Below are 25,246 nucleotides of genomic sequence, written 5' to 3' on the forward strand. Positions count from 1 at the left end.
CGTGTCCGCGCCCCTCGGCGTCTACGTGCACGTGCCGTTCTGCCTGACCCGCTGCGGCTACTGCGACTTCAACACCTACACGTCGGGCGACCACGACGCCTACGTCGGCGCCGCCCTGGCCGAGATCGACCTGGCCGCGCGCACGTTGGACCGGCCGGTCGACACCGTGTTCCTGGGCGGCGGCACCCCGACCGTCCTGACGCCCGCGCAGATCGGCCGCCTGCTCGCGCGCCTGCGCGAGCGGATCGGCCTGGCCGATGACGTGGAGGTGACGCTCGAGGCCAACCCCGACACGGTCGATCGCGCCGCGCTGGCCGAGCTGCGCGAGGCCGGCGCCACGCGGCTGTCCTTCGGCGTGCAGTCCGTCCGCCCGCACGTGCTGGCCGCGCTCGAGCGCCTGCACGGACCCGAGCGCGCGCTGCAGGCCATCGCCGACGCGCGCGCCGCCGGCTTCGACGTGATCAGCGCCGACCTCATCTACGGCACGCCCGGCGAGGAGGCCGCCGACTGGGAGGCCTCGCTGCGCGCGGTCCTCGACGCCGGCGTCGACCACGTCTCCGCCTACGCGCTGACCGTCGAGCCGGGCACCCGGCTGAGCGCGCAGGTGCGCGGCGGCCAGCGCCCCGGGCCCGATCCCGACACGATGGCCGACCGCTACGCGGTCGCCGACACGCTGCTGACCGCGGCCGGCCTGACCTGGTACGAGCTGTCCAGCTGGGCCCGCGAGCCGCGCGCGCAGTGCCGCCACAACATCGGCTACTGGCGCTCGGGCGACTGGTGGGGCATCGGTCCCGGCGCCCACTCCCACCTCGCCGGCACGCGCTGGTGGAACGTGCGGCACCCCCGCGCGTACGCCGACGCGCTGGCGGCGGGGCGCTCGCCGATGGCCGACTCCGAGACGCTGGATGCGGGCGCGCGCCGGCTGGAGCGCGTGATGCTCGAAGTGCGCATGGCCGCGGGGCTGACCACCGACCTGTGCGACGCCGATGCGCTGCAGCGCCTGCGCGACGGCGGGCTGCTGTCGATCCACGACGGGCACGCGGTCCTGACCCTGCGCGGCCGCCAGCTGGCCAACCACGTCGTGCGCGAGCTGGCATGAACAGCCTGCGCGAGGCGCTGCGCTGGCACCCGTCGGACCCGGGGCACTTCGCGCTGCGCCTGGCCCTGCGCACCGGCATCATCGTGCCCATCGCGGTCGCGCTGGGTCAGTGGCTCGGCGACTCCCAGACCGCGCTGTTCGCCGCCTTCGGCTCGATCGCCATGCTGCTGTTCGTCGACTTCGGCGGTCCGCGGCCGGTGCGCGTGATCGCCTACCTGACGATGGGCGTCATCGCCAGCGGCCTGATCGCGCTGGGCACGCTGTGCTCCGGCCACGCGATCCTGGCCGCCGTCGCGATGCTCGTCATCGGGTTCGCGATCCTGTTCGCCGGCGTGATCAACGGCTACTTCGCCGCCGCCGCCTCGGCTGCACTGCTGACGTTCATCCTGCCCGCGATGGTGCCCGCCGCGACGAGCGAGATCGGCGCGCGCCTGGGCGGCTGGTGGATCGCCGTCGCGCTGTCGATCCCGGCCACGCTGCTGCTCTTCCCCGCGCGCCCGCGCGACCGCGTGCGCGACGGGGTGGCCGCCGCCTGCCGCGCGCTGGCCGCCTACGTGCGCCACCCCAGCGAGGACGGCCGCCTGGTGCTGACCGCCGCCGTCGAGGAGCTGCACGAGCGCTTCGCCTCCACCCCGTTTCGCCCGACCGGCCCGACCGGCGCGACCGGCGCCCTGGCCACGATGATCGACGAGGTCGACTGGCTCAAGGGCCTGGCGCTGGCGCCGGCCTCGTCGGACGCGCCGCTGGCCCCGACGCCGGGCGAGATCGCCCTGCGTGAGGTGTCCGCCGACGCGCTGCTGGCCTCGGCCGAGCTCGTCGAGGGGCGCGCGCACGCGCTGCCGGACCGCGACGCGCTCGAGGCCGGGCGCGAGCGCGTGTTCGAGGAGCTCGTCGCCCAGCTCGACGACCCCCGCGTGCTCGGCGACGACGCGATGCTGTGGGCGGCGATCGCCCGCGCCTGGGACGTGCGCGTCGTCTCCTACATCGCGCTCGACGTGTCGGCCAAGGCCGTGCAGGCCGGCGGCGGCGCCGAGAGCGACGGCGGCGGCCCGCGGTGGATGCGCTTCATCCGCCGCCAGGGCGTGGCGCTGGTGGCCTCCGAGCGGCTGGCCGTCGCGCACGCGGGCGCCCGCTCGGTGTGGTTTCGCAACAGCATCCGTGGCGCGATCGGCCTGTCGATCGCCGTCCTGATCGCCGGCGAGACCTCGATCCAGCACGCGTTCTGGGTCGTGCTCGGCTCGCTGTCGGTGCTGCGCTCCAGCGCGCTGAACACCGGCGCGACGATCCTGCAGGCGCTGGTCGGCACGGTCGTCGGCATCGTCGCCGGCGGGGCGCTGCTGATCGCGCTGGGCAGCAACGAGACCGCGTCGTGGATCGTGCTGCCGTTCGCCGCCTTCATCGCGGCCTACGCGCCGCGAGCGATCTCGTTCGCGGCCGGGCAGGCCGGGTTCACCGTGGCCGTCTTCGTGATCTTCGACCTGCTCGCGCCGACCGGCTGGGAGGTCGGCCTCGTGCGCCTGGAAGACGTCTCGCTCGGCTTCCTGATCAGCCTCGGCGTCGGCGTGCTGTTCTGGCCGCGCGGCGCGGGCGCCGTGCTGCGGCGCTCGCTGGACGACGCGATCTCCGCCGGCGCGCGCTACACGCAGGCCGCCTTCGAGCACCTGGCCGGCGGCCGGCCCGGCGCGGCGGTCGAGCTCGGCCTGGCCGCGGTCGCGGCCGACGACCGCCTCGACGTGGCGCTGCGCCAGCGGCTGGCCGAGCGGCCCAGCCACGACATGCGCCTGGCCGCGCACACCCGGCTGGTCAGCGTCGCGACGCGCCTGCGCGCCACCAGCGACGCGATGCAGTACCTGGCCGAGCGCATCGGCGCCACGCCCCGCCCCGAGGGCGCCCACGTGGTGCTCGACGACGCGCGCACGCTGTCGGCCTGGTACCTCGCGCTGGGCGACAGCCTGACCTCGCGGGCGACGGCGCCGCCGCCGCACCTGTCCGACCCGGCCTTCCACCCGACGCTGATCGCCTCGCTGCGCGATGCCCACCAGGCCGGCGACCGCGATCGCGTGTTCGCCGCCGCCGCGATCGCCTGGGCGGGCCTGCACCTCGACCAGCTCAGCGGTCTGGAGGCCAAGGCCGCCGCCGCGGCGGGAGAGCTGGCGGGCGCGGCGCCGGAACGAGAAACGCCCGGCGGATGAGGCCGGGCGTCGATCGTTGGGGCCTCGCCTGAGGCGTATTGGATCGCGTTAGCGCTGAAGAAGCGCGCCGCCGCAAAACGGGCAGGCGCTGCGGTTCTCAACACGGAACGCGGGCCACAGGCGAAGGCACGTGCGACAGAGATATCGCATGGGTGCTCCTTTCTGTGATGGATCGCACGGCGCAAAGCGGGCCGCAGATCCGCCATACAGGCTAGCGACTCCCCCGGCGGGGTATCAGGGCCCCCGACATGGCCACCGTCACCACCACCCCACCTGCTGCGGTCGACCCGCAGGCGCTGCAGTCATTCCTGGACGGCGAGTACGCCGAGGTCCGCGACACCGTGCGCGAGTGGCTCTCGCGATCCGGCAACGCACCCGGCGGCGCCGAGCTGACGATGGAGGCCCACCGAGCGCAGGTGCTCGCGTGGATGAAGGACCTGGCCGCCGACGGCCGCACCTCCCTGGGCTACCCGGTCGAGTACGGCGGCATGGGCGACGTCGGCGCGTCGATCGCCGCGTTCGAGACGCTCGCCTTCGGCGACCTGTCGCTGCTGGTCAAGATCGGCGTGCAGTTCGGCCTGTTCGGCGGTGCCGTCCTGCATCTGGGCACCGCCCGCCACCACGAGCGCTATCTGGCCGACATCGCGGCGGTGCGCCTGCCCGGCTGCTTCGCGATGACCGAGACCGGCCACGGCTCCGACGTCGCGGCGTTGCAGACGACCGCCACCTACGACGCGCAGACCGAGGAGTTCGTCATCCACACGCCGAGCGACTCGGCGCGCAAGGACTACATCGGCAACGCCGCCCGCGACGGCCGCATGGCCGCCGTGTTCGCCCAGTTGAACGTCGGCGGCGAGGAGCGCGGCGTCCACGCGCTGCTGGTGCCGCTGCGCGACGAGCAGGGCGAGGTGCTGCCCGGCGTGCGCATCGAGGACTGCGGCGCCAAGCTCGGCCTGGACGGCGTCGACAACGGGCGCATCTGGTTCGACCACGTGCGCGTGCCGCGCGAGTCGCTGCTGGATCGCTACGCGACGGTGTCGGCGGACGGCGTCTACTTCAGCGAGATCGAGAACCCGACGAAGCGGTTCTTCACGATGCTCGGCACGCTCATCCAGGGCCGCGTGAGCGTGGGCGGCGCCTCGATCAACGCCTCGAAGGTCGCGCTGACGATCGCCGTGCACCACGGCCTGCGCCGGCGTCAGTTCGGCCCGCCCGGCGGTGAGGAGGCGGTGCTGATGGACTACCGCACCCACCAGCGCCGGCTGCTGATCCCGCTGGCCGAGAACTACGGGCTGCACTTCGCCCAGGAGCAGCTGCGCACGAAGCTGCACGGCGTGTTCACCAGCGACCGTCAGCTCGATCGCGAGCGGCGCGAGCTGGAGACGCTGGCCGCCTCGTTGAAGGCGATCGCCACCTGGCACGCGACGAACACGATCCAGGGCTGTCGCGAGGCGTGCGGCGGCTCGGGCTACCTGCGCGGCAACCGGTTCGCCGAGCTGAAGGCCGACACGGACGTGTTCACGACGTTCGAGGGCGACAACACGGTGCTGCTGCAGCTGGCGGCCAAGAACCTGCTCAGCGACTTCCGCGACGAGCTGGGCGACCTCGACCCGCTGGGCACGGCCACCTTCTTCGCCGGGCAGGTGCTGGAGACGATCGCCGAGAAGAGCGCGATGCGCGAGCTGCTCGGCCGCCTGGCCGACGACCTGCGTCCGGGGCGCGACGACGACGGCCCGGTGATGGACCGCGGTGTGCAGCTGGAGCTCCTGAGCTGGCGGGCCGACCACATCCGCTCGGGCGCCGCGCGGCGGCTGAAGGGCGGGATGGACGCCGGCCGAGACCCGTTCAGCGTGCTGGTCGACTGCCAGGACCACGTGATCGCCTGCGCCCGCGCGTGGGTGGAGAAGAAGATCGCCGAGGCGTTCGCCGAGGCCGTCGCCAGCCACCCCGAGGGACCGAACCGCGCGGTGCTGGACGACCTCTGCTCGCTGTACATCCTCTCGGTCATCGAGGGCGATCGCGGCTGGTTCCAGGAGCACGGACGGCTGTCGTCGACGCGCTCCAAGGCGGTGCTCAAGGCGGTCAACGGCCTGTGCGCGCGGCTGCGTCCGCACGCCGCGGCGCTGGTCGACGCCTATGGCGTCCCGCGCGCGACGCTGGGCGACGCCGAGCAGGTCGCCGCCGCGCAGCACGGCATGTAGGCCGGTGCGGCAGACTGCCGCACCATGATCGTCTGCATCACCGGCGCCTCGAGCGGGATCGGCGAGGCGTCGGCGCTGCGGCTCGCGCGCGAGCCGGCCGCTCAGCTGGTCCTCGTCGCCCGCCGCGAGGAGCGCCTGGCCGCCCTGGCCGCCCGCCTGTCCTGCCCGGCCACGTACGTCGCCGTGGACCTCACCGACCCCGACGCGCCGGCCCGCATCCGCGCGCACATCGAGGAGGTGCACGGCGGGCGGCTGGACGCGCTGGTCAACAACGCCGGCGCGGCCTGGAGCGCCCCGTTCGCCGAGGGCGGCTACGCCAACGTGCGCCACACGATGGAGGTCAACTTCGACGCGCCCGTGCGGCTGACCGAGGCGCTGCTCCCGCTGCTGCGCGCATCGACGCCCGCGTCGATCGTCAACGTCGCCTCGACCGCGGGCCGCATCGCGCGCGTCGGCACCGGCGCGTACTCGGCCGCCAAGGCCGCGCTGCTGTTCTGGAGCGACGCGCTGTGGACCGAGGAGCGCGCCCACGACGTGCACGTGTCCGTCGTGCTGCCCGGGTTCATCGCCACCGAGGGCTTCCCGCACACGAAGCTGCCCAAGCTGCTGGTCTCCGACGCCGACACGGCCGCCGAGGCGGTGGCCGACTGCGTCCTCAACCACCGCCCCGAGCGCTACGTGCCGCGGTACTACTGGCTGTTCGGCGTGCTGCGTCTGGTGGCGCCCCGCGTCGTGCGGCGCTTCGTCGTCAGCTCGTCGGGTGCGAAGGTGGTTCAGCCGACGCAGCGCCAGCCGTGATGTTCGGTGCGGCCTGGCCGAACAGCGCGTGGCGATCGCGCCCGGCGGCCTTGGCCGCGTACATGGCGGTGTCGGCGTCGCGCAGGAGCTGATCGGCGGTCAGCGGGGTGGTGCGCTCGACCGGCGCGACGCCCACGCTGATCGTCACGTCGGTCTCGCGCCGCACGGCGTCGACCAGCCCGTCGGCCACGGCGGCCGCCTCGTCGGCGCCGCCCGAGGGCAGCAGGATCGCGAACTCGTCGCCGCCCAGGCGGGCGAGCACGTCGCTGGAGCGCAGGCGCGCGGCCAGCGTCCGGGCCACGGCGACGATCACCTCGTCGCCGGCGGCGTGGCCGCGCGTGTCGTTGACCTGCTTGAAGGCGTCGACGTCGACGAGCACGACGGCGCCGCTGGAGCCGTAGCGGCGCCCGCGGTCCAGATGCGCGGCCAGCTCGATGTCGAAGCGGCGGCGGTTCAGCAGCCCGGACAGCGAGTCGGTCTCGGCCAGGACGCGCAGGCGCTCCTCGAAGCGCTTGCGCTCGCTGACGTCGACGACCTGCACCAGCGTGCGTCGCCGGGAGCCGTCGCTGTCGCCGTCGACCCCGAGGCCGACGATGCTCAGCGACACGTCGACCAGATGGCCGTCGGCGTGGCGCAGCACGATGTCGGTCTCGGCGTCGCGCTGCTCGCCGCGGCTGACCCGACGTAGGAGGTCGAGCACGGTCGCGGCGTCGTGGGGCGTGACGACCGCCTCGATCGGCACGTTCGGCGCCTCGTCGCGCGCGTAGCCGGTGATCGCCGACAGCGCGGCGTTGGCGTCGACCAGGCGCAGGCGCGCGTCGAACACCGCGTTGCCGATCGGCGCCTCCTCGAAGATCGTGCGCAGATCGGCCTCGGCACGCCGGACGGCCTGCTCCTGCCGGCGGCGCTCGGTGATGTCGCGCATGACGACGAGCACGCCGTCGGGCTCGCCGTCGGGCTCGCCGGCGGCGCCGCGATGGGGCAGCAGGTGCACGTCGTGGTGGCGACCGGTGCGGGGCGAGACGTAGGTCGTCTGCGTCGGCTCGCCGGCCAGCGCGCGCTCGAAGCGCGGCAGCAGGTAGGCGGCGTCGTCGGCGTGCAGCAGCTCGCTCAGGTGGCGACCGACGTAGGTGCTTTCGTCGACGTCATCAGGGACCGACTGGCCCTCACCGAGCAGGCAGACGAGGTCGCGGTCGTACAGGTAGATCTGGGCCTCCGGCATGTTGGCCAGGACCAGGCGGTGGCGCTCTTCGGAGGCGGCCAGCCGGCGTTGGGCCTCGCGCCGGTCCGTCACGTCGTTGCCCATGGCCAGAAAGCCGGTCAGGCGACCGGAGCGGTCGCGCTGGGCGGACATGGCCAGCGACACGGTCAGGCGGGTGCCGTCCGCGCGGATCCAGGTCCAGTCGCGGGTCTCGCCGCGCAGCGCGGCATGGACGAACACCTGGAAGCTGGGCTCCAGGTCGAGCTCGGCGGCGCGGGCCTCGACCTCGGCGCGGTCGTGGAAGCGCCCGCCGTCCTCCCCGAGCATCTCGCTCGCGGAGTAACCGAGCATGCGCTCGGCGCCCTCGCTGAAGTGCGTGATGGTGCCGCGCAGGTCGGCGCCGATGATCGCCGCATCGGAGGCGCGCAGGACGCTGGCCAGGCGCTCGGCCTCCTCGCTGGCCCGCCACTCGGCGCGCCGCTGGCTGGCCACCACCGCCCCGATCAGCAGCGTCGACAGCACGGCCAGCGCGACGAAGCCCTGCAGCGCCTGGGCCCGATGGACACCGGTGAGCGCATCGGTCGCGAACGGGCCGAGGCCGTGGGCGGTGGCCACCGAGGCGATCAATGTGACCGCGAGGAGCGCGACGGTCGTCCCGCGCGTGCCCAGGCGCAGCGCACACCAGAGCAGGAAGGGGACGACCGGCAGGGCGTAGCCGAGCAGCGGCGGCCCGTCCGACGGGTGGTGCCCGAACAGCACGACGGCCACGGCGGCGGCCAGGCCGACGAGCGCGACCGACTCGAAGCGTCCCGCCGGGCCGGGGAACGGCCGGGCCAGCGAGAGCAGCAGGGGGGCGACGACGAGCATGCCGACGCCGTCGGCCAGCCACCACGCGGTCCAGGTCGGGAGCGGCGGGCCGCCGAACGCGATGCACAACACGGCCGCGCCGAGCACCGCCGTGATCGCGTTGGCCCCGAAGGCCGCGGCGGTGATCCCGCTGACGGTGCGCACGGAGGTGATGTCCGCGCGCAGCCGCCCGCTCACCCGCACGAGCACCAGCCCGGCCAGCACCGGCTCGAGCGCGTCGACCACGGACAGCAGGGCCGAGACGGTCACGGAGTCGCGGACCAGCAGCTGGGCGATCAGGTTGCCGACGAAGACGCCCGCCATCAGCCAGGGCCATGAGCGCCGGGGGGCCAGCGCGAACGCCGCGAGCGCCACGCCGCTGGCCGGCCACCAGGTGGCCGCGCCGGTCTGCTCGGTGACGAAGGCCAGCGACAGCCGCGAGAGCGCCAGGTAGGCCACGCCGAGGCCCACCGCCCAGATGAGCGGATGTTCCACCAGACGGCGGAGACGAACGCCTGACGCATTCATTGCCGATGCAATCGACCTTTTCGCGCTTCTCCTTGAAAGAGAGTGCTCAGTTTGTCCTGCAGATCACCGGTGAGGCCGCCCCACCGGCGGCCTCACCGTGGTCTGGTTCATCACATTCGGGGCGTGGCCGTACGGCGCAGGCCGAACCCGAGCAGCGCCAGGAGCGCGCCGATCAGCAGCGGCTGCCAGAGCGCCATGCCGGTGAACGGCAGCTCGTCGCCGGCGGCCGCGGTGCTCGCCGCGGTCGTCGTGTCGGCGATGGTCTGGGTCGCGACCGTCCCGTCGGCCTTGGTGCCGTCGCCGGTCCCTTCGCCGTCGCTCGCGCTGCCGACGTCGGCCGGCGTGCTGCCGCTGCCGGCCGCGTCGACCGTCGCGTTCGGGTCGTCGCCCGCCGTCGAGCTGCCGACGTCCTCCCCGGGCACCGTGTCGCCCGGCGCCTGGGCCGCGGTGGCCGTCGGCGTCGTGCTGGCGTCGCCGCCCGTGGGCGGGTCGGTCGTGGGCGTCGGGGTCCCACCGCCGCCGCCGACGGGGGTGGTCGTGGAGCCCGTCGTCGTGATGTCGTCACCCGGGCTGAGGATCCGCACCGGGACGTCGACGGCCACCGGGGCCAGCTGCAGGACGCCGGTCGAGCCGGTGGACGTGCTGCCCCCACCGCTCCCGCTGGTGCGTGTCGTGGTGTCGTTGCCCTCGCTCAACACCCGCACCGGAACCGCAGCGGTGACCGAGTCGATCTGCGCCGAGCCGGTCGAACCGCCGACCGACGGAGCCGCGCTGCTGCCCGCCGCGGCGCTGGACGCGCCCGTCGAATCGCCGTCGCTGAGCACCCGCACGGGGACGTCGAGATCGACCGCCCCGAGTTGCGCGCCGAGGATCGAGTCGGTCACCGTCTGCGCGCCGCCGCCACCGCCGGACGCGGGGGCGCCGGCCGTGTCGTCGCCGGCGCTGGCCACGCGGACCGGGACGTCGAGATCGACGGACTGCACCTGGGCCGAGCCGAGGGAGTCGTCGACGGTCGGAGCGCTGCCGCTGCCGGCGTTCGCGCCGGCCGAGTTGCCGTCGCTGAGGACGCGCACCGGCACGTCGATGTCGGCCGCGCTGACCTGGGCCGCGCCGACCGCGTCGTCCGCGGTCTGCGATCCGCCACCGCCGCCGGCCCCGCCGGAGCTGGTGTCGTTGCCGTCGCTGAGCACGCGCACGGGCACGTCGACGCTGACCGGGGCCACCTGGCCCGAGCCGACCGAGTCCGAGGCCGACTGCGGCGTCGCCGCCGGGGCCGGGCTGGAGGCGTTGTCGCCGTCGCTGAGCACACGCACCGGGACGTTGACGGTGATCGCCGCCGCCTGGGCGCTGCCGGTCGAGTCGGTCGCGGCCTGCGGGGCCGGAGCCGGCGCGGGCGCCGGCGCCGGCGTCGCGGCGGCCGGGGTGACCTGCTCGCTGGCCACGCTGATCGGCACGTTCACGTCGATCGCGCCGGCCTGCACGGCGCCGACGGCGCCGGTGGCCTGCTGTATCGGGTTCTGTGCCTGCGCCAGGGCAGGCAGGGTCATGGTCGCCGCGAGGGCAGCCAGGACCGTGAGGCAACGTCGCATGGACGTCACGCTCCTTTCCTTCGAGGTGGATTGGGTGCTGCGGTGTGACCTCGAAGGCGGTCAGCCAGGCGGCGCGAGCCGGCCGATGAACGGCGCGGCGGGCGCGGAGACAGCGAGCGCGGGGACGCGCGCGCCGCGGGCCAACCGGGCCGCGGCGAACGCGATCAACAAGAGGATGGCCACGGGCGCGGCGCCGCCACCGGCGGCGGCCGCGGCGACCGACGAGACGGCGCCACCGGCGCTCGCGACCAGGCCGGAGAACGGGGCCGTCGGCGCGTCGGCGCGGGGAGCGCTCTGCGGGGGCGCGACGGCGCGGTCGTCGACCGGCGCCGGCCGCGTCTCGTGGTGATCCGCGGGGGCCACGGCCACCGCGGCGCGCAGGGCGGCGGGCCGCGCGGCGCCGGCCGGGCGCTCCAGGCGCGCGTCGCGCACGGCCTGGCGCGGCGCCTGGGCCCGCTGGCCGACGGTCGCGGCGCCGGCGTGGGTGGCCGCCGACGCGGCGCTGACCGCGGCGGGCGCAGGGGCGGCTCCGGCGCCCGGCGTGGCGGCGGGCGCCGGAGCCTCTGCGGGAGCAGGCTGAGGTTCACGAGTGACGGGCGTCGCGGGCAGATCCCGCTGCACGTCGGGCGCGGCCACCTCGGCGCGGGTGCCGGCGGCCTGCACGGCAGCGCTTGGCGGCGCGGTGGCGTTCGCGGTCGCGGCGACCGCGGTCTCGGCCACGGCCGGCGCGTCGACCTGGACGTCGATGCCGCTCGGGGCGGCCGACGCGCTGACGGCCACGGCCGGCTGAGCGGCCGCGCTGGCGCCGACCGCGGCGTTCACGGCGACGCCGTCGGCGCCGGCGGCCACGGACGCGTCGGCCCCTTGGAGGGGAACGTCGACGAGCTGGGCGCCGCCCACGGCCACCGAGACGTCAGCCCGGGCGGACGCGGACAGCAGCAGGACGAGCGTCGCGGCAAGGACCGCGACCAGAACGACAGACCGCTGGATGGGCTCGAGCGCTCGCATCTCGTCCCAGTAGGCCTCCCCGGGTGCCTACGCGCCAAACGCCAACCTGTCCGGGGGGCAACCGTGCCTAGCCGGCCACCACCGTCGAGGCCGGGGCGCCGTTGGGGAACAGCGTGGCCAGCAGGATGACCAGCGGCTTGGCGCCTCGGTTGGCCCCGATGTGGATGTCGCCGGGCGACTCCACGACCCACTCGCCTCGGTGCACCCGCGCGGTCTGGCCGGCCTTGACCAGGCGCACGGGCTTGGCGTCGGTGGTGGCCGGCCCGCGGTACACCTCGACCGTGCCGGTGCGCACCGTGTAGGTCAGCGTTCCGCTCTGGATCGACGCGATCTGGTTGCCCGGATGCTTGTGCAGCGGCAGCGCCGTGTGCGGCGGGATCACCACCCGCGAGAGCCCCAGCGTGCGGCCCTTGGCGCCCGCCGGGTTCTCCAGCAGCGCGAGGTCCACGCGCTGGGCCGCGGGCGCGGTGTCCTGGGCGGCGCGGCCGGCCGCGTAGGCGCCGACGGCGGTGACGGGCAGCAGCGCAGCGGTGGCCGCGATGGCCACGCGGGTACGGGTCAGCACGAAGGGTCCCTCCTCCTGGGGTGTGCGGGCGACCTTACTCGGCGCCGGCCCACTCGCCGGCCAGGCGCACGAGCACCGCGGCCGCGGCGGCCATGTCCTGCAGCGACGCCCACTCGCGCACCGAGTGGTACTCGTGGCCGCCGTCGAACAGGTTCGGCGTCGGCAGCCCGCGCGCGCTCAGCAGCGAGCCGTCGGTGCCGCCGCGGATCGGCGTGTGCAGCGGCTCGATGCCCTCCGCGCGAATCGCGGCATCGGCCTTGTCGACGATCTCCGGATGCGGCGCCAGGTAGCGCTTCATGTTCGGGTACTGGGGCTGCACGTCGACCGTGATCGTCGCGCGCGGCTCGCTCGCCGCCACCTGCGCGGCCACCTCGCGCACGACCTCGGCGTGCCCGGCCAGCAGGTCGTCGTCGAAGTCGCGCAGGATGGCCCGGATCTCCGCTTGCCCGGCGGTCGACTCCAGCGCGTACACGTGGATGAACCCGTCGCGACCGGAGGTGCGCTCGGGCGTCAGCTCCGCGGGCAGCGCCGCGACGATCTGGGCGGCCAGACGCGAGGCGTTGATGAGCTTGCCGGTGGCGAACCCCGGATGGACCTCGTGGCCCTCGATCGTCACCACCGCCTCGGCGGCGGTGAACGTCTCGTCCTGCAGCTCGCCCAGCGTCGAGCCGTCGACCGTGTAGGCGAACCGCGCGCCGTAGGCCTCGAGGTCGAGCAGGGCGGCGCCGCTGCCGATCTCCTCGTCGGGCGTGAAGCACACCTTCAGCGTCGGGCGCGGCAGGTCCGGGTAGGCGACCAGGTGGGCGACCGCCGACATGATCGCCGCGATCCCCGCCTTGTCGTCGGCGCCCAGCAGCGTGTCGCCCGACGACGTCACGACGTCGTGCCCGACCGCGTCGCGCAGCTCGGGCATGCGCTCGGGATCCAGCACGGTGCCCCCGCGCGGGAGCGTGATCACGCCGCCGTCGTACGCGTGATGGACGATCGGCTCGACGCCCTCGCCGGGCGCGTCGGGCGACGTGTCCAGATGGGCGATCCAGCCGATCGCCGGCCCGTCGCCGACCAGGGTGGCCGTCACGTAGCAGTGCGCGTCGACGTCGGCGTCGTCGAGGCCGAGCGCGCGCAGCTCGTCGACCAGGATGCGGGCCAGATCCCACTGCCCGGGGCTGGAGGGCGTGCCCTCGCCGTCACGGCCGGACGTCGTGAACACGCGCGCGTAGCGGTCGAACCGCTCGAGCAGACCCGGGCCGAGCTCGGCGGCCAGCGCGGACGTGTACGGCGCGCTCACCCGGCGCTGACCTCGTCCAGGCGGGCCAGGTCGGCGTCGGTCAACGACAGGTCGACGAAGGCCAGCAGGCCGGCGAGCTGCTCGACCGTGCGGGCGCTGGCCAGCGGCCCGAAGACCGTCGGCTGGGCGGCCAGCCAGGCCAGCGAGACCGCGGCGACCGTGGTCTCGTGCGCGGCGGAGATCTCGTCCAGCGCCGCCAGCACGCCCTCGGCCCGCGGGTCGTCGACGTACTTGGCCACGGCCGGGGCGCGCTGGCTGTCGACGTCCACGCCCGGGCGGTACTTGCCGGTCAGGAACCCCGACGCCAGCGCCCAGTAGGGCAGCACGGCCAGCCCGGCCTCCTCGGCCACCGGGCGCTGCTGCGACTCGAACGTCGCGCGCTCCATCAGGTTGTACTCCGGCTGCCAGGCCACGAACGGGGCGTAGCCCTCGCGCTCGATGATGGCCAGCGCCTCGCGCAGACGCTCCGGGGTGATGTTCGAGAAGGCGTTGTAGCGGACCAGCCCCTCCTGCACGAGCGCGTCGAACCCGGCCAGGATCTCCTCCAGCGGACGATCGACGTCGTCGTAGTGGATGTAGAACAGGTCGATCACGTCGGTCTGCAGCCGCTGGGCGGACTCCTGCGCGCGGCGGCGGACGCTGTCGGGCGTGAGATCGTCCTTGATCTTCGTGGCCACGACGATGTCGTCCCGGTTGCCCCGGGCCGCGAACCACTCGCCGATGATCGTCTCCGACTCGCCGCCCTGGTTCCCCGGCACCCAGGCCGAGTAGCCCGCGGCGGTGTCGATGAAGTTGCCACCGGCCGCGGCGTAGGCGTCGAGCACCGCGAAGGATGCGTCGCGATCGGCGGTCCAGCCGAACACGTTGCCGCCCAGGCAGAGCGGATGGACGTCGAGGTCGGTCTGTCCCAGGTTCGCCATTCGTCGAAACGTACCGCGCACACCGAATCGAGACTTCGCTGTACCGTCTACGCGATGGCGAAGACCCGCTCCCCCTGGCTGACGCTCGTGGCCATCTCGCTCGGCGTGATGATGGTCGGGCTGGACGGCACCGTCGTCGGCGTCGCCAACCCGACGATCCAGCGTGACCTCGACGCGACGCTGGCCGGGCTGCAGTGGGTCACCAACGGCTACCTGCTGGCGCTGGCGGTCCTGTTGATCGTGGGCGGCAAGATGGGCGACCGGTTCGGGCGCAAGCGGGTGTTCATCGCCGGCATCGTCGGCTTCGCGCTGGCCTCGCTGGGCTGCGCCCTGTCGGGCTCGATCGAGCTGCTGATCTTCTTCCGCGTGCTCCAGGGCGTGGCCGGCGCGCTGCTGCTGCCCAGCACCCTGGCCATCCTGCGCGCGACGTTCCCGCCCGAGCAGCTCAACCAGGCCGTGGGCATCTGGGGCGGCTCCTCCGCGCTGGCCGTCGCCTCGGGTCCGATCATCGGCGGGCTGCTGGTCGAGCACGTCTCCTGGGAGTCGATCTTCCTGCTCAACCTGCCGCTCGGCGCGCTGGCCGCGGTGGTCGCGTTCTTCTGGGTCAGCGAGTCGCGCGACACGACGAGCGTCGGCGGCTTCGACCTGCCCGGCGTCGGCCTGCTGTCCGGCGGCCTGTTCCTGGTCATCTGGGCGCTGATCAAGGCCCAGGATCACGGCTGGACGTCGGCCTACGTGCTTGGCTTCGGCTGCGTCGGGCTGGCGCTGCTCGGCCTGTTCGTGCTGCGCGAGCACCGCGCCCGCGAACCGCTGCTGCCACTGGAGCTGTTCGCCAACCGCTCGCTGTCGGCCGGCGTCGTGCTGGTCATCGTGGCGTTCTTCGCGCTCTTCGGGGTGCTGTTCTTCGTCGGGCTCTACCTGCAGAACGTCCACGGGTACTCGCCCGTGCAGACCGGCGTGCGGATGCTCCCGCTGACCGGCGTGTTCGCGTTCAGCGCCCCGCTGGGCGGCGTGCTCACGCAGCGCTTCGGCCCGCGCATCCCGCTCCTGGCCGGCATGCTGATCATGGCCGGCTGCTTCTGGGGCCTGACCGGGCTGGAGGTCGACTCCAGCTACAGCGCGCTGTGGCCGTACTTCTTCGGCGTCGGCCTGGCGCTGGGCCTGGTGATCGTGGCCTCGACCGAGGCGATCGTCGGCAACGCTCCGGTCGAGCGCGGCGGCGTCGCCGGCGGCCTGCAGTCGACGGCCAACCAGCTGGGCGGCGTGCTGGGCACAGCCGTGCTCGGCTCGGTGATCGTCAGCGTCGTCGGCTCACGGCTGCTGGACGACCTGCTCTCCGCGGGCGTGCCGGCCGGCGTCGCGCGCACGGTCGCCGACCAGAAGGAGCTCGTCTCCCAGGGCGTCGCGCCCGTCACCTCCGACATGTCCGCGCAGACCGCGGCGGCGGTCACCAACGGCTCGTTCGAGGCGTTCATGAGCGGCCTGCACGCGTGCATGGAGGTCTCGATCGGCCTGGCGCTCGTGGGCGCCGTGCTGGCGCTGTTCGTCGGCCGCGGACACGGCACCGACGGCACCCCCGTCGCGATCTGAGCCGCTCAGGCGGCCTGGGCGGCGGCCATCGCCGCCTGGCTGGTCGCGAAGACCTGGCCGGAGACGAGCATCCCGTCGCGCAGCTTCCACACCCACACGACCTCGCGGTCGACCGGCCCCTGGTCGGTGACGCCGTGGATGCGGCCGAACACGACGACCGAGCCGGCCACCGCGCGGTAGTCCAGCGGGGAGATGTGCAGCCCGCCCGACCACACGCGGGCCACGTCGGCGAAGTAGTCGCGGATGCCGTCGTGGCCGCGGTAGACCGCGCGCCCGGTGGCCGCCGACGTCCCCTCGGGCCGCATCTCGCAGTCGGGCGCGACGTAGGCCAGCGCGGCCTCGACGTCGCCGCGGGTGAAGGCGGCGTAGACCGCCTTCACCGTGGACACCAGGATGTCGCGAGGATCGTCGCCCATGGGATCGAGGCCCGAGGGTAGTCGCTGGCTAGCGCTTGAGCGTCAGCGCCGACTGGCTCGCGGGCACCCGCTCCATCACGTCGGCGGTGACCCTCAGGCGCGGACGGGCGGCCAGCGCGCGCCGGCCGGCGGTGGTCAGGCGCACCGTCGCGGACGTCGTGGCGGCGTTCTGCCCGAGCGCGAACCGGCCGCGGCCGACCACGCGCCTGCCGGCCCGCAGGGTGACCGTGCCCGAGCGCGCCTCCTGCGATTGGCCCTGGCGGGTCATGGCCAGCGCGACGCTCGTCCCCTGGACCGTGGCCGAGCGGGCCGACACCTTCGTGCCGCACGGATCCCAGCCCGTCCAGCCCCGGCCGTCGTCCTTGGGCCGCACGACGTGGCGCTCGTCCAGCAGCTGCTCCAGCGCCGTCGGGTTGGCGGCCATGATCCCGTCGACGCACATGTCCAGGAGCTTCTCGTAGGTCGCGCGATCCTCCCCGTCGTCCGACAGCCACACGTGCACGACGTAGCCGGCCTCGTGGGCGCGCATGACGGTGTCGGGCGAGGTGACGGTCAGCGTCGTCCCGCCGAACTGGAAGGTGATCGGGATCTGGAAGGCGACGACGCCGGGGCCCGGGGAGCCGTTGGAGAGCAGGAAGCTGGCCATCCCGTCGATGCCCGGCGCGACCCCGACCGTCGGCGCCGCGGCATGGAAGCGGTCGATCGCCTTCTGGTTGAAGGAGGCGACGATGATGTCGGTGCGGCGCGCGGCGTTGAGCTGCGCGGCCAGCAGGTCGGCGCCGTGGAAGTAGACGGCGTCGTCGCTGCCGTCGCGGCCCTTGATCTCGATGTTCAGCGGGGTGTCGGGAAACGCCTTGAGCACCTCGGCCAGCGAGGGGATGCGGAAGTCGTCGGCGCTGAAGCCCTTGGGCGGCGTCTTGGCGCCGGTGCGGATGCCGCGCAGCGGATAGGCCGCCGGGTCCAGCCCGTGGACGGCGTTGCGCCCGGGCACGAACCAGTAGGCGGCGTCGAGCGCCTGCACCTGGGCCAGCGTCAGGTCGTTGACGCTGCCCGTGCCGTTCGTCGTGCGGTCGACCGTGTTGTCGTGCATGACCACGAGCTGGTCGTCCTTCGTGTAGCCGACGTCGAGCTCGAGCGCGTCAGCGCCGGCGGCCAGCGACGTGCGCAGCGCGTACATCGTGTTGGACGGCAGCTCGTCCTCCCCGCCCTGGTGGGCGAAGTTCAGGAAGCGATCGGTCATCCACGGGTTGGTGGCCGCGTTGGCGGCGGGGGTGAGCGCGAGGAGCAGCAGCGCGCACGCGCCGACCAGGGCGCGCACAAGACAACGGGACATGGGCGTCAGTCTGACAGCGGTTGGGCGTCCAGCAAGGCGCTCCAGGTGTCGGGATCGAGGATCCCGGTGACCGGCAGGCCGTTGTCGGCCTGGAAGGCCTGCACGGCGCGCGTCGTCGTCGTGTCGAAGCGCGTGTCGGTCGTGACCTTGTAGGTGAGCGCGCGCAGGTGGTCCTTGGCCCACACGACGTAGTCGCTGCGCGCGCCCGGGCGGACCGTCGGATAGGCGGGCACGCTGGCCGGCAGCGCCGGCGCGGTGACCGCGCGGGCGATCGCGCTCCAGCCGGTGGAGACCGCCGAGTCCCAGCTCCACCAGCTCGAGCCGAGCACGTCGTAGGCCAGAGCCAGCCGGCGGAAGGCCAGCACCTCGCTGGTCGACGGCTTGAGGTACAGCTGCCCGACCGGGGCCAGCGGCCGCTGGTACAGGCGGTTGGCCGACACGGTGCGGGCGAAGGCGACGCTCGGCGAGTTGCCGATGTCCTTCCAGTAGATCTGCGGCATGTTCACCGTCGCGCCGCCGGCTCCGAGGAAGACGGAGTAGGGCAGCAGCGGGTGCAGGTCGGCGTAGGGGAACGAGGTGAAGCCCAGCGGGAAGTCGTCGCCGATGCGCGAGCGCAGCGCGGCCATGTACTGGCGCGCCTGCGTGTAGCGGCCCTCCAGCTCGGCCTCGGCGTCGATCACGAAGCAGTCGGCGCCCGCGTCGACCGCGGCCGCGGCGGCCGCCGCCTGGGCGACCATCCGCGAGCCCTCCAGGCGCTGGTAGGCGCACACGGTGAAGCCCTCGGCCTGCAGCGCCGCGACCAGGTCAGGCGAGAACTGGGTCCAGCGCGTGCGTCCCTGCGCGGCCTTGATGATCAGCGTGTCCACGCCCGCGGCCCGCGCCTGCGCGGCGATCCCGACCGGATCGCCGCCCGCGGCCTTGGGCAGCTGCCAGATCCACATGCCGTGGCCGGAGAACGGATCGACGGGGCTGTCCTGCGCCGACGCCGCGGCGGGCAACAGCAGGGCGAGCAGGAGGGAGGCGAGCAGAACGGGGCGGACGCGCATCGGCGATCGGAACACCCTTCGGGAGTGTCCGATGCGGTCCTCCACATTTTTCAGCGCTCTTGATGTTGGGCATCCACCCTGGGCCTCATGTCTCGTCGGATTGCCCTGCTCACGATCGCGCTGCTCGCTGCGGTCCCCGCCGCTGCCCAGGCGGCGCCGTTCAACGACCGCGTCGCCACCAAGAGCTCGACGAGCACCCCGACGGCCAAGGCGGCCCAGGCCGGGTCGAGCCCGATCGACGTCCCGTTGATCGAGGGCGGGTCGGTGAAGGTCTCGTTCACCGCCGCCGTGGGCCGACAGCCCGTGCTGGCCCAGCAGTACGTCGCGTTCCTGGAGTCGCTGCCGCACGGCCCCGAGCTCGGGGACCTGAGCCTGTTGGTGGCCAAGCCGCGCGAGGTCAACCGGCTGTGCGGTGGCAGCATCGACAAGAAGAGCCAGGTGCTCGGCTGCTACGCCAGCAACCAGATGATCGTGCCGTCCACCGGCCTGGACACGGCGACGACCGTGGGCGAGTACACCGTGCGCTACGTGCTCACGCACGAGTACGGCCACCACATCGCGTTCAACCGCCGCAGCCCGCTGGGCCGGGGCACCGCGGTGGACCTGGGGCCGAAGTACTGGGCCTCCTACGAGCTGGTCTGCGACCTGTCGGGCCAGGGGAAGCTGTTCCCGGGCGACGAGAACGCGCACTACAGCAGCAACCCGGGCGAGGCCTGGGCTGAGGCCTACGCCCGCCTGACCTACCCCGAGCAGCCGTGGACGTGGACGGGTCTGCTGCGCCCGGACGCCGGCGCCCTGGCGGCGGCGCTCAAGGACGTCACGACGCCGTGGTCGGGCAACACGAGCCAGACGTTCGAGATGGCCGCCGACCGCAACTCGCAGGCCTTCGACATCCCGCTCACGCTCGACGGGTCGTTCAAGGTCACGGCGACCGCCCCCTCGGGCGCCAAGCTGAACGTCACGCTCACGTCTGGTTCGCAGACCGTGCCGCTGAAGCACAGCGAGGGATCGCGCACGTGGTCGCTGTCCTCGGGCTGTCGCGAGAAGCCGACCGAGACGGTCACCGTGCACCTCCAGCGCCAGGGCGGCGCCAGCGGCCCGGTGAGCCTGAACGTCTCCTACGCGGGCTGAGGCACGCTCGACCGCACGAACCGCTCGAGGCGGTCGCGGTCGGCGTCGCCCAGCGCGTTGAAGCGCAGGCCCTTCATGCCGTTGGGCGCGTCGCGGACGACCTCGGCCTGCGCGCGCACCGGCTCGTCGAGGTCCAGCTGCAGGTCGACGAGCTCGCCGATCGTCAGGTCGGCCGGCCCGGCCACGAGCAGGCCGCCCGTGCTCACGTCCAGCGCGAAGGTGCGCTGCTCGCCGGCGGGGCGGCGCACCACGACCGGTCGCACCACGGGCGCGCGGGTCAGCGAGCGCCGCTCGGGCCCGGCGATCTTGCGGATCGCGGGCCCGGAGGCCACCGCGGGCGCTGCGGTGGCGGCCACCGGCGGGCGGGCGCGCGCGGCGATGCGCATCGTCACCAGCACGACGATGACCCCACCGGCGACGATGCCGAGCTCAAGCGCGATCCCTGCAGCAGCGAGCATGGAGCCGGTATCTACCCGGCCGACCGCACCGAAATGCGCTGACTGGGTGAAGTGTTCAGCGGTGAACGTTCTGCTGCACGCGCGTCACCATTGTGTGACCCAGCGCACACAGACCGCAACTCACGCGCGCAGGATCGGTTCGGGGGGATATGCCCACCTTCAGAACGATGCTGCTGAGCGCCGCCGTGGCGCTCTGTGCGGTCGCGCTCCCCGCGAGCGCCTCCGCCGCAACCAACGTGTACGTCGGACTCGGCGACCAGAGCGCCTCGATGTTCGGCCAGCAGAACTTCAAGGACCTTGGTGTCAAGAAGGTCCGCTACTTCATCAAGTGGAACGCGATCGACGACGACTACCAGCTCCAGCAGGCTGACATCTTCGTCGACGAGGCCCGCAAGGACGGCGCCGAGGTCTTCATGACCCCGTCGACCGACAACCTCACCGTCCGCAAGGCCAAGCTGCCTTCCGTGGCGTCCTACAAGTCCAAGGTCGGTGCGCTGGTCAAGCGCTACAAGGCCATGGGCGTCGACGAGTGGGGCGTCTGGAACGAGGCCAACCACGATTCGCAGCCGACCTACAAGTCGCCCAAGCGCGCCGCGGAGTTCTTCAAGGCCATGTACGGCATGTGCAAGGGCTGCACGGTCGTCGCGCTCGACGTGCTCGACCAGACCTCCCCGTCGGTGGGCAGCTACATCGACGGCTTCTACAAGTCGCTGAGCAAGACGTGGCGCGGCCGCGCGAAGCTCGTCGGGATCCACAACTACTCCGACGTCAACCGCATGCGCGCCAAGGGCACGATCGATGCCTTCAAGACGACGCGCAAGTACAACAGCAAGGCCCACTTCTGGATCACCGAGACCGGTGGCCTGGTCGACTTCGGCCGGGCGTGGCCCTGCAACGAGAAGCGGGCGGCGAACCGCATCTCCTACATGTTCAAGTTCGCCAAGAAGTACGACCGCTACCTCGACCGCATGTACGCCTACGCGTACTGGGGCAACGACTGCGAGGAGCGCTTCGACGCCGGCCTCGTGAACGCGGACGGGTCGATCCGTCCCGGCTACACCGCGTTCAAGAACGGCAGCAAGTCGTTCCGCAAGTAAGACTCGACCTGGGCTAGGGTGCTGGCCGCTTCGGCGGCCAGCCCTCGTCCATCGTGAAGGACTCGTCGCCGATCACGACGACGACCCCCTCGCCCTCGCGCCCGGAGACCACCAACTGGGTCTCGTCATCGGTCGTCGGGGGCCACGTCATCGCCACGCTGGGCGCACCCAGCGCGCGCGTCAGCGACAGCACGCCCTCGGCCACGTGCTCCAGCCCGCCCAGCGGGCCGTGCACCTCGCCGCGCAGCTCGTCCACGACGAACGGCGGCAGGCGGCGGACCTCCATGTCCAGCGCGACCGGCTCGACGCCCTTGGTGTCGACCGCGACCGGCTCGTCGTCCTCGGTGGCCTGGAAGACGACCGTGCCGGCGACGTCGCACGTGACCAGCCCGAACGGCGTCGCGGCGATCGCCTGCAGCGCGCCGCTCTTGGACACGAACGAGCGCAGGGTCGCGCCGACCTGTTCCAGCTCCATGCCCCGCAGGCTAGGGCTCGTAGCGAGACGCCATCGTCCTCTTTCTGTCGAGTTGCGTCTGAGTTGCGCTCAGCGGCACTCAGATGCAACTCGATGGAGATGAGGCGCGTAGCTACCGGACGGTGATGTGCGCGGCGCCGTCGTTCCAGTTGCGCAGCGTGCCGAAGCCCGTGCTGAACACGCCGATCTTCACGGTGTAGCTGCCGGCGGCGGCGTCGCCGACGCTCCACTTGGCCGCGAACGAGCGCGCGCGGCCGCGCTGCAGCACGACGTGGTCGTAGTAGCGCTGGAAGATCTGGTTGGTGCCCGAGTAGACCTCGATCGAGACGAGCGCCTTCTGCGTCTTGGTCGGGCGGACCGCGGCGCGGATCGTCACGCTGCCGCCGTGTCCGACCGTGCCCCGGCTGACCTTCGCGCGGGTCGAGAAGCGGCCGGCGTTCTTCAGGTTCTCGGGCGCGCGCACCTTCACCTGGCGCCCGCGGGTGGCGGCGGGCAGGGCCAGCGCGCCGGCGCCGTAGTAGGCCCGCACCCGGGAGCGGAAGTAGCCGCCGTCGTCGTCGGAGTCGATCGAGTCGCGCGTCGCCGTGCCGCTGGCCGGGGGGTTGGTGACGCCGTCGCCGGCCGCGTCGCAGGCGCAGGTGCCGTCGGCCTGGCCGGAGCCGAACATGAGCGCGACGACGCCGGAGGCCATCAGCGACTGCAGGTGGGCCCGGTCGCTGCCGCCCAGCAGCCACTGCACGCGGTTGTCGGCGTAGTGGTGCGGCGTGTCGTTCATGGCCCGGTACAGCGTGTTGCCCAGCGGGATCTGCCAGATCGTCACCGGCAGCTTCGTGTCGGCGTGCACGTTGCCGATGTAGCGCGAGAAGCGCGCCCAGTCGGCGTCGTCCCACCAGGCGCCGTCGGCGCTCTTGCCGTCGCGCTTGACCGCGTAGCCGGAGTCGCGGTCGGCGACCTCGGTGAAGAGCACGTCGAAGGCGGTGTGCAGCGAGCGGTAGAAGCGGGTCGAGCGCTGCGAGAGCGCGTCGATCGACTCGTCGCCCTCGTTGGAGACCGCGATGTCCTTGCCGGTGCCCCAGATCGACATCGGATAGCCGAGGCGGACCTGCGGCGCGTAGGCGTCGCGCAGGCGCTTGACGCCCTGGGCCACGCCCGCGGCCGTGTTGGGCAGGTCCTTGAGCTCGTCCAGCCCGCTGGCCGCGACCTGGGCCGGGACGTCGGCCGCGTCGTCGCCGCCCTGCACCTGGACGTAGCCCCACAGGTCGGGCTCGAGCTGGAGCACCACGGGCTGCCCGGTGGCGCCGGCGCGCTGGAAGAACACCTTCAGGTCCTCGAACCAGGCCCGCATCGTCTGCGCGTTGCCCAGGTTGCCGAGCACGGCGGTCTTCTCGTCGCCCTGGCCGCCGCCGGGCTGGCTCTGGCGCAGCTCGTAGTAGGAGAACACCGGGATCACGCCGTTGGCGATCGAGTCGTTGACGAAGTTCGTGACGAAGCTGCCGTTCCCGGTGGCCCACGTCTGCCAGGTGGAGCCGGTATTCACCCCGCCCGCGAGGTAGTGGTAGCGCAGGCCGAACGGCGCGCTGGCCCGTAGCGCCGCGGCGCCGCCCTCCTCGTCGTCGACGCCGATCTGCAGGGTCGTCGACGGCCACGCCAACCGGGCGTGGGCAGCAGGCGCGATGGTGGCCAGGGCAGCCAGCAGCGCGCAGCACATGAGCAGAGCACGGCGCATCCCACCTGCAGTATCGGCAGGAAGCTCAGGCGCCGTTAAGCGGGCTTGTCCGGCTGCCAGACATAGCCCTCCATGCGCACCGTCGTGCCCGTCGCGCCGGTGCCCTGGTTGTAGTACGGCTCGGGATCGACCGCGAGCGGCCCGCCCTGCTTGCCGACCAGCTTGGGATCGGCGCCGGTGTGGACCGGCCGATCGGGCGAGCTCACGTACCCACCGCTGACGCTCAGCGTGTACGCCGTGTCCGGGAGCGAGCCGACGAGCTTGGCGAACTCGCGCTGGTCCTGGGAGCGCATCGTGATGCTCATCGCGTTGAGCCCGTCCGTCCACGCCCAGGTGCACCCGCAGCCGACGAACGGCGGCAGGCCGGCGTAGACCTGCAGCGTGCAGCTCCCAGTGGTCCCGCTGGCCGCGGCCCACCCGTCGCAGGCGGGGTCGCCCGGGCGGCCGTCGAGCAGCAGCGAGTGGAGCAGCAGGATCCTGACCCACTGGCCGGGGACCGGCGGTGGGTCGACGCCGTCGGCGTCGATCGACAGCGTCGTCGGACCGGCCGTCGCGGGCAGGGCGGCGGCGCGGTCGACCAGGCGGTCGGCCAGCGGCCCGCCGGAGCCGCCCACGACGCGCACCGGCGCGACCAGCGCCGTGCCGTCGGCGACCAGACGCGGCCGGCCGAGCCGCACGAGCGTCGCCCCGCGGCGGTCGCCGGCCGGGTCGATCGTGGCCAGCGCGCGGCCGTGGAAGCCGAACTTGCGCCAGTGGCGCACCAGGCGCTGCGTCGTCATGCCGCCCCGCGCCCGGCCGCGCGCCGAGACGTGGGTCGCGTGCGCCGTGGGGTCGCTCAGGCGCACGACGGCCGGGCCGCCGTCGCGCTGCGTGACGCTCAGGCCCTTGGCGCCGACGACGTAGACAGGTCCGCGGGCCTGAGCCACGGCCGGGGTGCACGCGAGCGCCGCGAGCACCAGAGAGAGGCCGACGACTCGGCCGCGAGCATCCATGCGGTCGGGCACGGTACTACACAGTGATCGGTTTCAACAACCCGCGGCCGGCGTGCTGTTGGAACGGTTAGCAACTACGCTTGGACCATGGCCCGCGATCCCGACGAGACGGCCGCCGCGCGGCGGCGGATGTCGCCCACCGAACGCCGCGCGCAGATCATCGACGCGGCACGCACGCTGTTCTCCGACCGCCCCCTCAACCAGGTTTCCACGGCCGACGTCGCCGCGCAGGCGGGCGTCGCGCGGTCGCTGGTGCACCACTACTTCGGCGGCATCCACGAGGTCTTCTGGGCGGTCGTCGCCGCCAGCGGCGCGCAGCTGAGCGACGAGCGCGCCGCCGGTCCGGAGACCCCGCTGGAGGAGCGCTTGGCCCGCAACGTGGCGGCCGGGCTCGACGTGATCGCCGCCAACCGCGAGACGTGGCTGGCGATCGTGGGCCACGGCACCGGCGGGGACCCGCAGATCAACGCGCTGATGATCGCCCTGCGCGAGCGCAGCGTGAACCGCATGCTCGAGGCCAACAGCGACGTGCTGCGGGACACGCCGACGACCCGCTTCGCGCTGCGCTGCTTCCAGGCCTTCCTGGTCGAAGCCGTGCGCGGCTGGATGGCCGGCGACCAGAGCCGCGAGGACATCGAGCGGCTGCTGACGCTCGCCGGCCTGCAGCTGGTGCGCGACACGATCCCGGCGCTCGAGGCCTCCGCCGACGCCTGAGCGTGTGGCCTTGTTGTAACGCGTTACTACCTT

Annotated in this window: 21 protein-coding genes; 8 read left to right on the top strand and 13 right to left on the bottom strand. The window is 73.3% G+C overall.

Annotation, left to right across the window (positions count from 1 at the left end):
• Position 1: 1 nt before the first annotated feature.
• The 4 genes from hemW to ACZ5UI_RS17640 all read left to right on the top strand — a co-directional run bounded on the left by hemW (position 2) and on the right by ACZ5UI_RS17640 (position 6,290).
• On the top strand, positions 2–1,099 hold the full coding sequence (hemW, locus tag ACZ5UI_RS17625; RefSeq protein ID WP_464189258.1) for a radical SAM family heme chaperone HemW: 1,098 nt from the start codon (positions 2–4) through the stop codon (positions 1,097–1,099).
• On the top strand, positions 1,096–3,291 hold the full coding sequence (locus ACZ5UI_RS17630) for an FUSC family protein (protein WP_464189260.1): 2,196 nt from the start codon (positions 1,096–1,098) through the stop codon (positions 3,289–3,291). The genes hemW and ACZ5UI_RS17630 overlap by 4 nt, the downstream gene beginning before the upstream one ends.
• A gap of 248 nt (positions 3,292–3,539) precedes the next feature.
• Entirely contained in the window at positions 3,540–5,492 is a 1,953-nt protein-coding gene (locus ACZ5UI_RS17635; RefSeq protein ID WP_464189262.1) for an acyl-CoA dehydrogenase family protein, read from the top strand.
• Positions 5,493–5,516: 24 nt separating this feature from the next.
• Entirely contained in the window at positions 5,517–6,290 is a 774-nt protein-coding gene (locus ACZ5UI_RS17640; protein WP_464189264.1) for an SDR family NAD(P)-dependent oxidoreductase, read from the top strand.
• Here the strand turns inward: ACZ5UI_RS17640 and ACZ5UI_RS17645 are convergent.
• From ACZ5UI_RS17645 to ACZ5UI_RS17670, 6 genes are all read right to left on the bottom strand, one after another.
• Positions 6,241–8,832 carry a diguanylate cyclase domain-containing protein gene (locus tag ACZ5UI_RS17645; RefSeq protein WP_464189266.1) on the bottom strand — a complete coding sequence of 864 codons (2,592 nt, stop codon included), beginning with the start codon at positions 8,830–8,832 and terminating at the stop codon, positions 6,241–6,243. The genes ACZ5UI_RS17640 and ACZ5UI_RS17645 overlap by 50 nt on opposite strands.
• Positions 8,833–8,975: 143 nt before the next feature.
• A complete protein-coding gene (locus ACZ5UI_RS17650) occupies positions 8,976–10,412 on the bottom strand; it encodes a hypothetical protein (protein WP_464189268.1) in 1,437 nt (478 codons plus the stop codon).
• Positions 10,413–10,514: 102 nt separating this feature from the next.
• A complete protein-coding gene (locus tag ACZ5UI_RS17655) occupies positions 10,515–11,462 on the bottom strand; it encodes a hypothetical protein (protein WP_464189270.1) in 948 nt (315 codons plus the stop codon).
• A gap of 67 nt (positions 11,463–11,529) precedes the next feature.
• Complete coding sequence (locus ACZ5UI_RS17660; protein ID WP_464189272.1) at positions 11,530–12,027, bottom strand: cupin domain-containing protein; 498 nt, start codon at positions 12,025–12,027, stop codon at positions 11,530–11,532.
• Between the two features lie 34 nt (positions 12,028–12,061).
• Positions 12,062–13,315, bottom strand: a complete 1,254-nt coding sequence (gene pepT / locus ACZ5UI_RS17665; RefSeq protein WP_464189274.1) for a peptidase T — start codon at positions 13,313–13,315, stop codon at positions 12,062–12,064.
• On the bottom strand, positions 13,312–14,235 hold the full coding sequence (locus ACZ5UI_RS17670) for an aldo/keto reductase (RefSeq protein ID WP_464189277.1): 924 nt from the start codon (positions 14,233–14,235) through the stop codon (positions 13,312–13,314). The genes pepT and ACZ5UI_RS17670 overlap by 4 nt, the downstream gene beginning before the upstream one ends.
• 54 nt (positions 14,236–14,289) lie before the next feature.
• On the opposite strand from ACZ5UI_RS17670, the gene ACZ5UI_RS17675 reads away from it, so the two are divergent.
• Positions 14,290–15,825, top strand: coding sequence for an MFS transporter (locus ACZ5UI_RS17675; protein ID WP_464189279.1), 1,536 nt, complete (start codon positions 14,290–14,292; stop codon positions 15,823–15,825).
• A gap of 5 nt (positions 15,826–15,830) precedes the next feature.
• Here the strand turns inward: ACZ5UI_RS17675 and ACZ5UI_RS17680 are convergent, their stop codons facing one another.
• Genes ACZ5UI_RS17680 through ACZ5UI_RS17690 form a run of 3 tightly spaced genes read right to left on the bottom strand, consistent with a single transcriptional unit; the run spans position 15,831 to position 18,620 of the window.
• Positions 15,831–16,241, bottom strand: a complete 411-nt coding sequence (locus ACZ5UI_RS17680; RefSeq protein ID WP_464189281.1) for a nuclear transport factor 2 family protein — start codon at positions 16,239–16,241, stop codon at positions 15,831–15,833.
• A 28-nt stretch (positions 16,242–16,269) separates the two neighbouring features.
• On the bottom strand, positions 16,270–17,574 hold the full coding sequence (locus ACZ5UI_RS17685; protein WP_464189283.1) for a glycerophosphodiester phosphodiesterase: 1,305 nt from the start codon (positions 17,572–17,574) through the stop codon (positions 16,270–16,272).
• A 5-nt stretch (positions 17,575–17,579) separates the two neighbouring features.
• Positions 17,580–18,620, bottom strand: coding sequence for a peptidoglycan-binding domain-containing protein (locus ACZ5UI_RS17690; RefSeq protein ID WP_464189285.1), 1,041 nt, complete (start codon positions 18,618–18,620; stop codon positions 17,580–17,582).
• 87 nt (positions 18,621–18,707) lie between these two features.
• Here ACZ5UI_RS17690 and ACZ5UI_RS17695 point away from each other — a divergent pair, with 87 nt between their 5' ends.
• On the top strand, positions 18,708–19,751 hold the full coding sequence (locus ACZ5UI_RS17695) for a hypothetical protein (protein ID WP_464189288.1): 1,044 nt from the start codon (positions 18,708–18,710) through the stop codon (positions 19,749–19,751).
• On the opposite strand, the gene ACZ5UI_RS17700 is transcribed toward ACZ5UI_RS17695, so the two are convergent.
• Positions 19,739–20,209 carry a PilZ domain-containing protein gene (locus ACZ5UI_RS17700; RefSeq protein WP_464189290.1) on the bottom strand — a complete coding sequence of 157 codons (471 nt, stop codon included), beginning with the start codon at positions 20,207–20,209 and terminating at the stop codon, positions 19,739–19,741. The two genes, ACZ5UI_RS17695 and ACZ5UI_RS17700, sit on opposite strands and share 13 nt — an antisense overlap.
• A gap of 149 nt (positions 20,210–20,358) precedes the next feature.
• On the opposite strand from ACZ5UI_RS17700, the gene ACZ5UI_RS17705 reads away from it, so the two are divergent.
• Positions 20,359–21,306, top strand: a complete 948-nt coding sequence (locus ACZ5UI_RS17705) for a hypothetical protein (RefSeq protein ID WP_464189292.1) — start codon at positions 20,359–20,361, stop codon at positions 21,304–21,306.
• Positions 21,307–21,319: 13 nt separating this feature from the next.
• Here the strand turns inward: ACZ5UI_RS17705 and ACZ5UI_RS17710 are convergent, their stop codons facing one another.
• The 3 genes from ACZ5UI_RS17710 to ACZ5UI_RS17720 form a co-directional block, all read right to left on the bottom strand.
• On the bottom strand, positions 21,320–21,781 hold the full coding sequence (locus ACZ5UI_RS17710; RefSeq protein ID WP_464189294.1) for a hypothetical protein: 462 nt from the start codon (positions 21,779–21,781) through the stop codon (positions 21,320–21,322).
• Positions 21,782–21,893: 112 nt separating this feature from the next.
• Positions 21,894–23,507: a hypothetical protein gene (locus ACZ5UI_RS17715; RefSeq protein WP_464189296.1), complete on the bottom strand. Its 1,614-nt coding sequence runs from the start codon at positions 23,505–23,507 to the stop codon at positions 21,894–21,896.
• A 35-nt stretch (positions 23,508–23,542) separates the two neighbouring features.
• Positions 23,543–24,463, bottom strand: coding sequence for a hypothetical protein (locus tag ACZ5UI_RS17720; RefSeq protein ID WP_464189298.1), 921 nt, complete (start codon positions 24,461–24,463; stop codon positions 23,543–23,545).
• A 123-nt stretch (positions 24,464–24,586) separates the two neighbouring features.
• Between ACZ5UI_RS17720 and ACZ5UI_RS17725 the strand changes: the two genes are divergently transcribed.
• Entirely contained in the window at positions 24,587–25,213 is a 627-nt protein-coding gene (locus ACZ5UI_RS17725; protein ID WP_464189300.1) for a TetR/AcrR family transcriptional regulator, read from the top strand.
• Positions 25,214–25,246: the final 33 nt, after the last annotated feature.

The organism is Conexibacter sp. JCM 18997 (assembly GCF_055391915.1).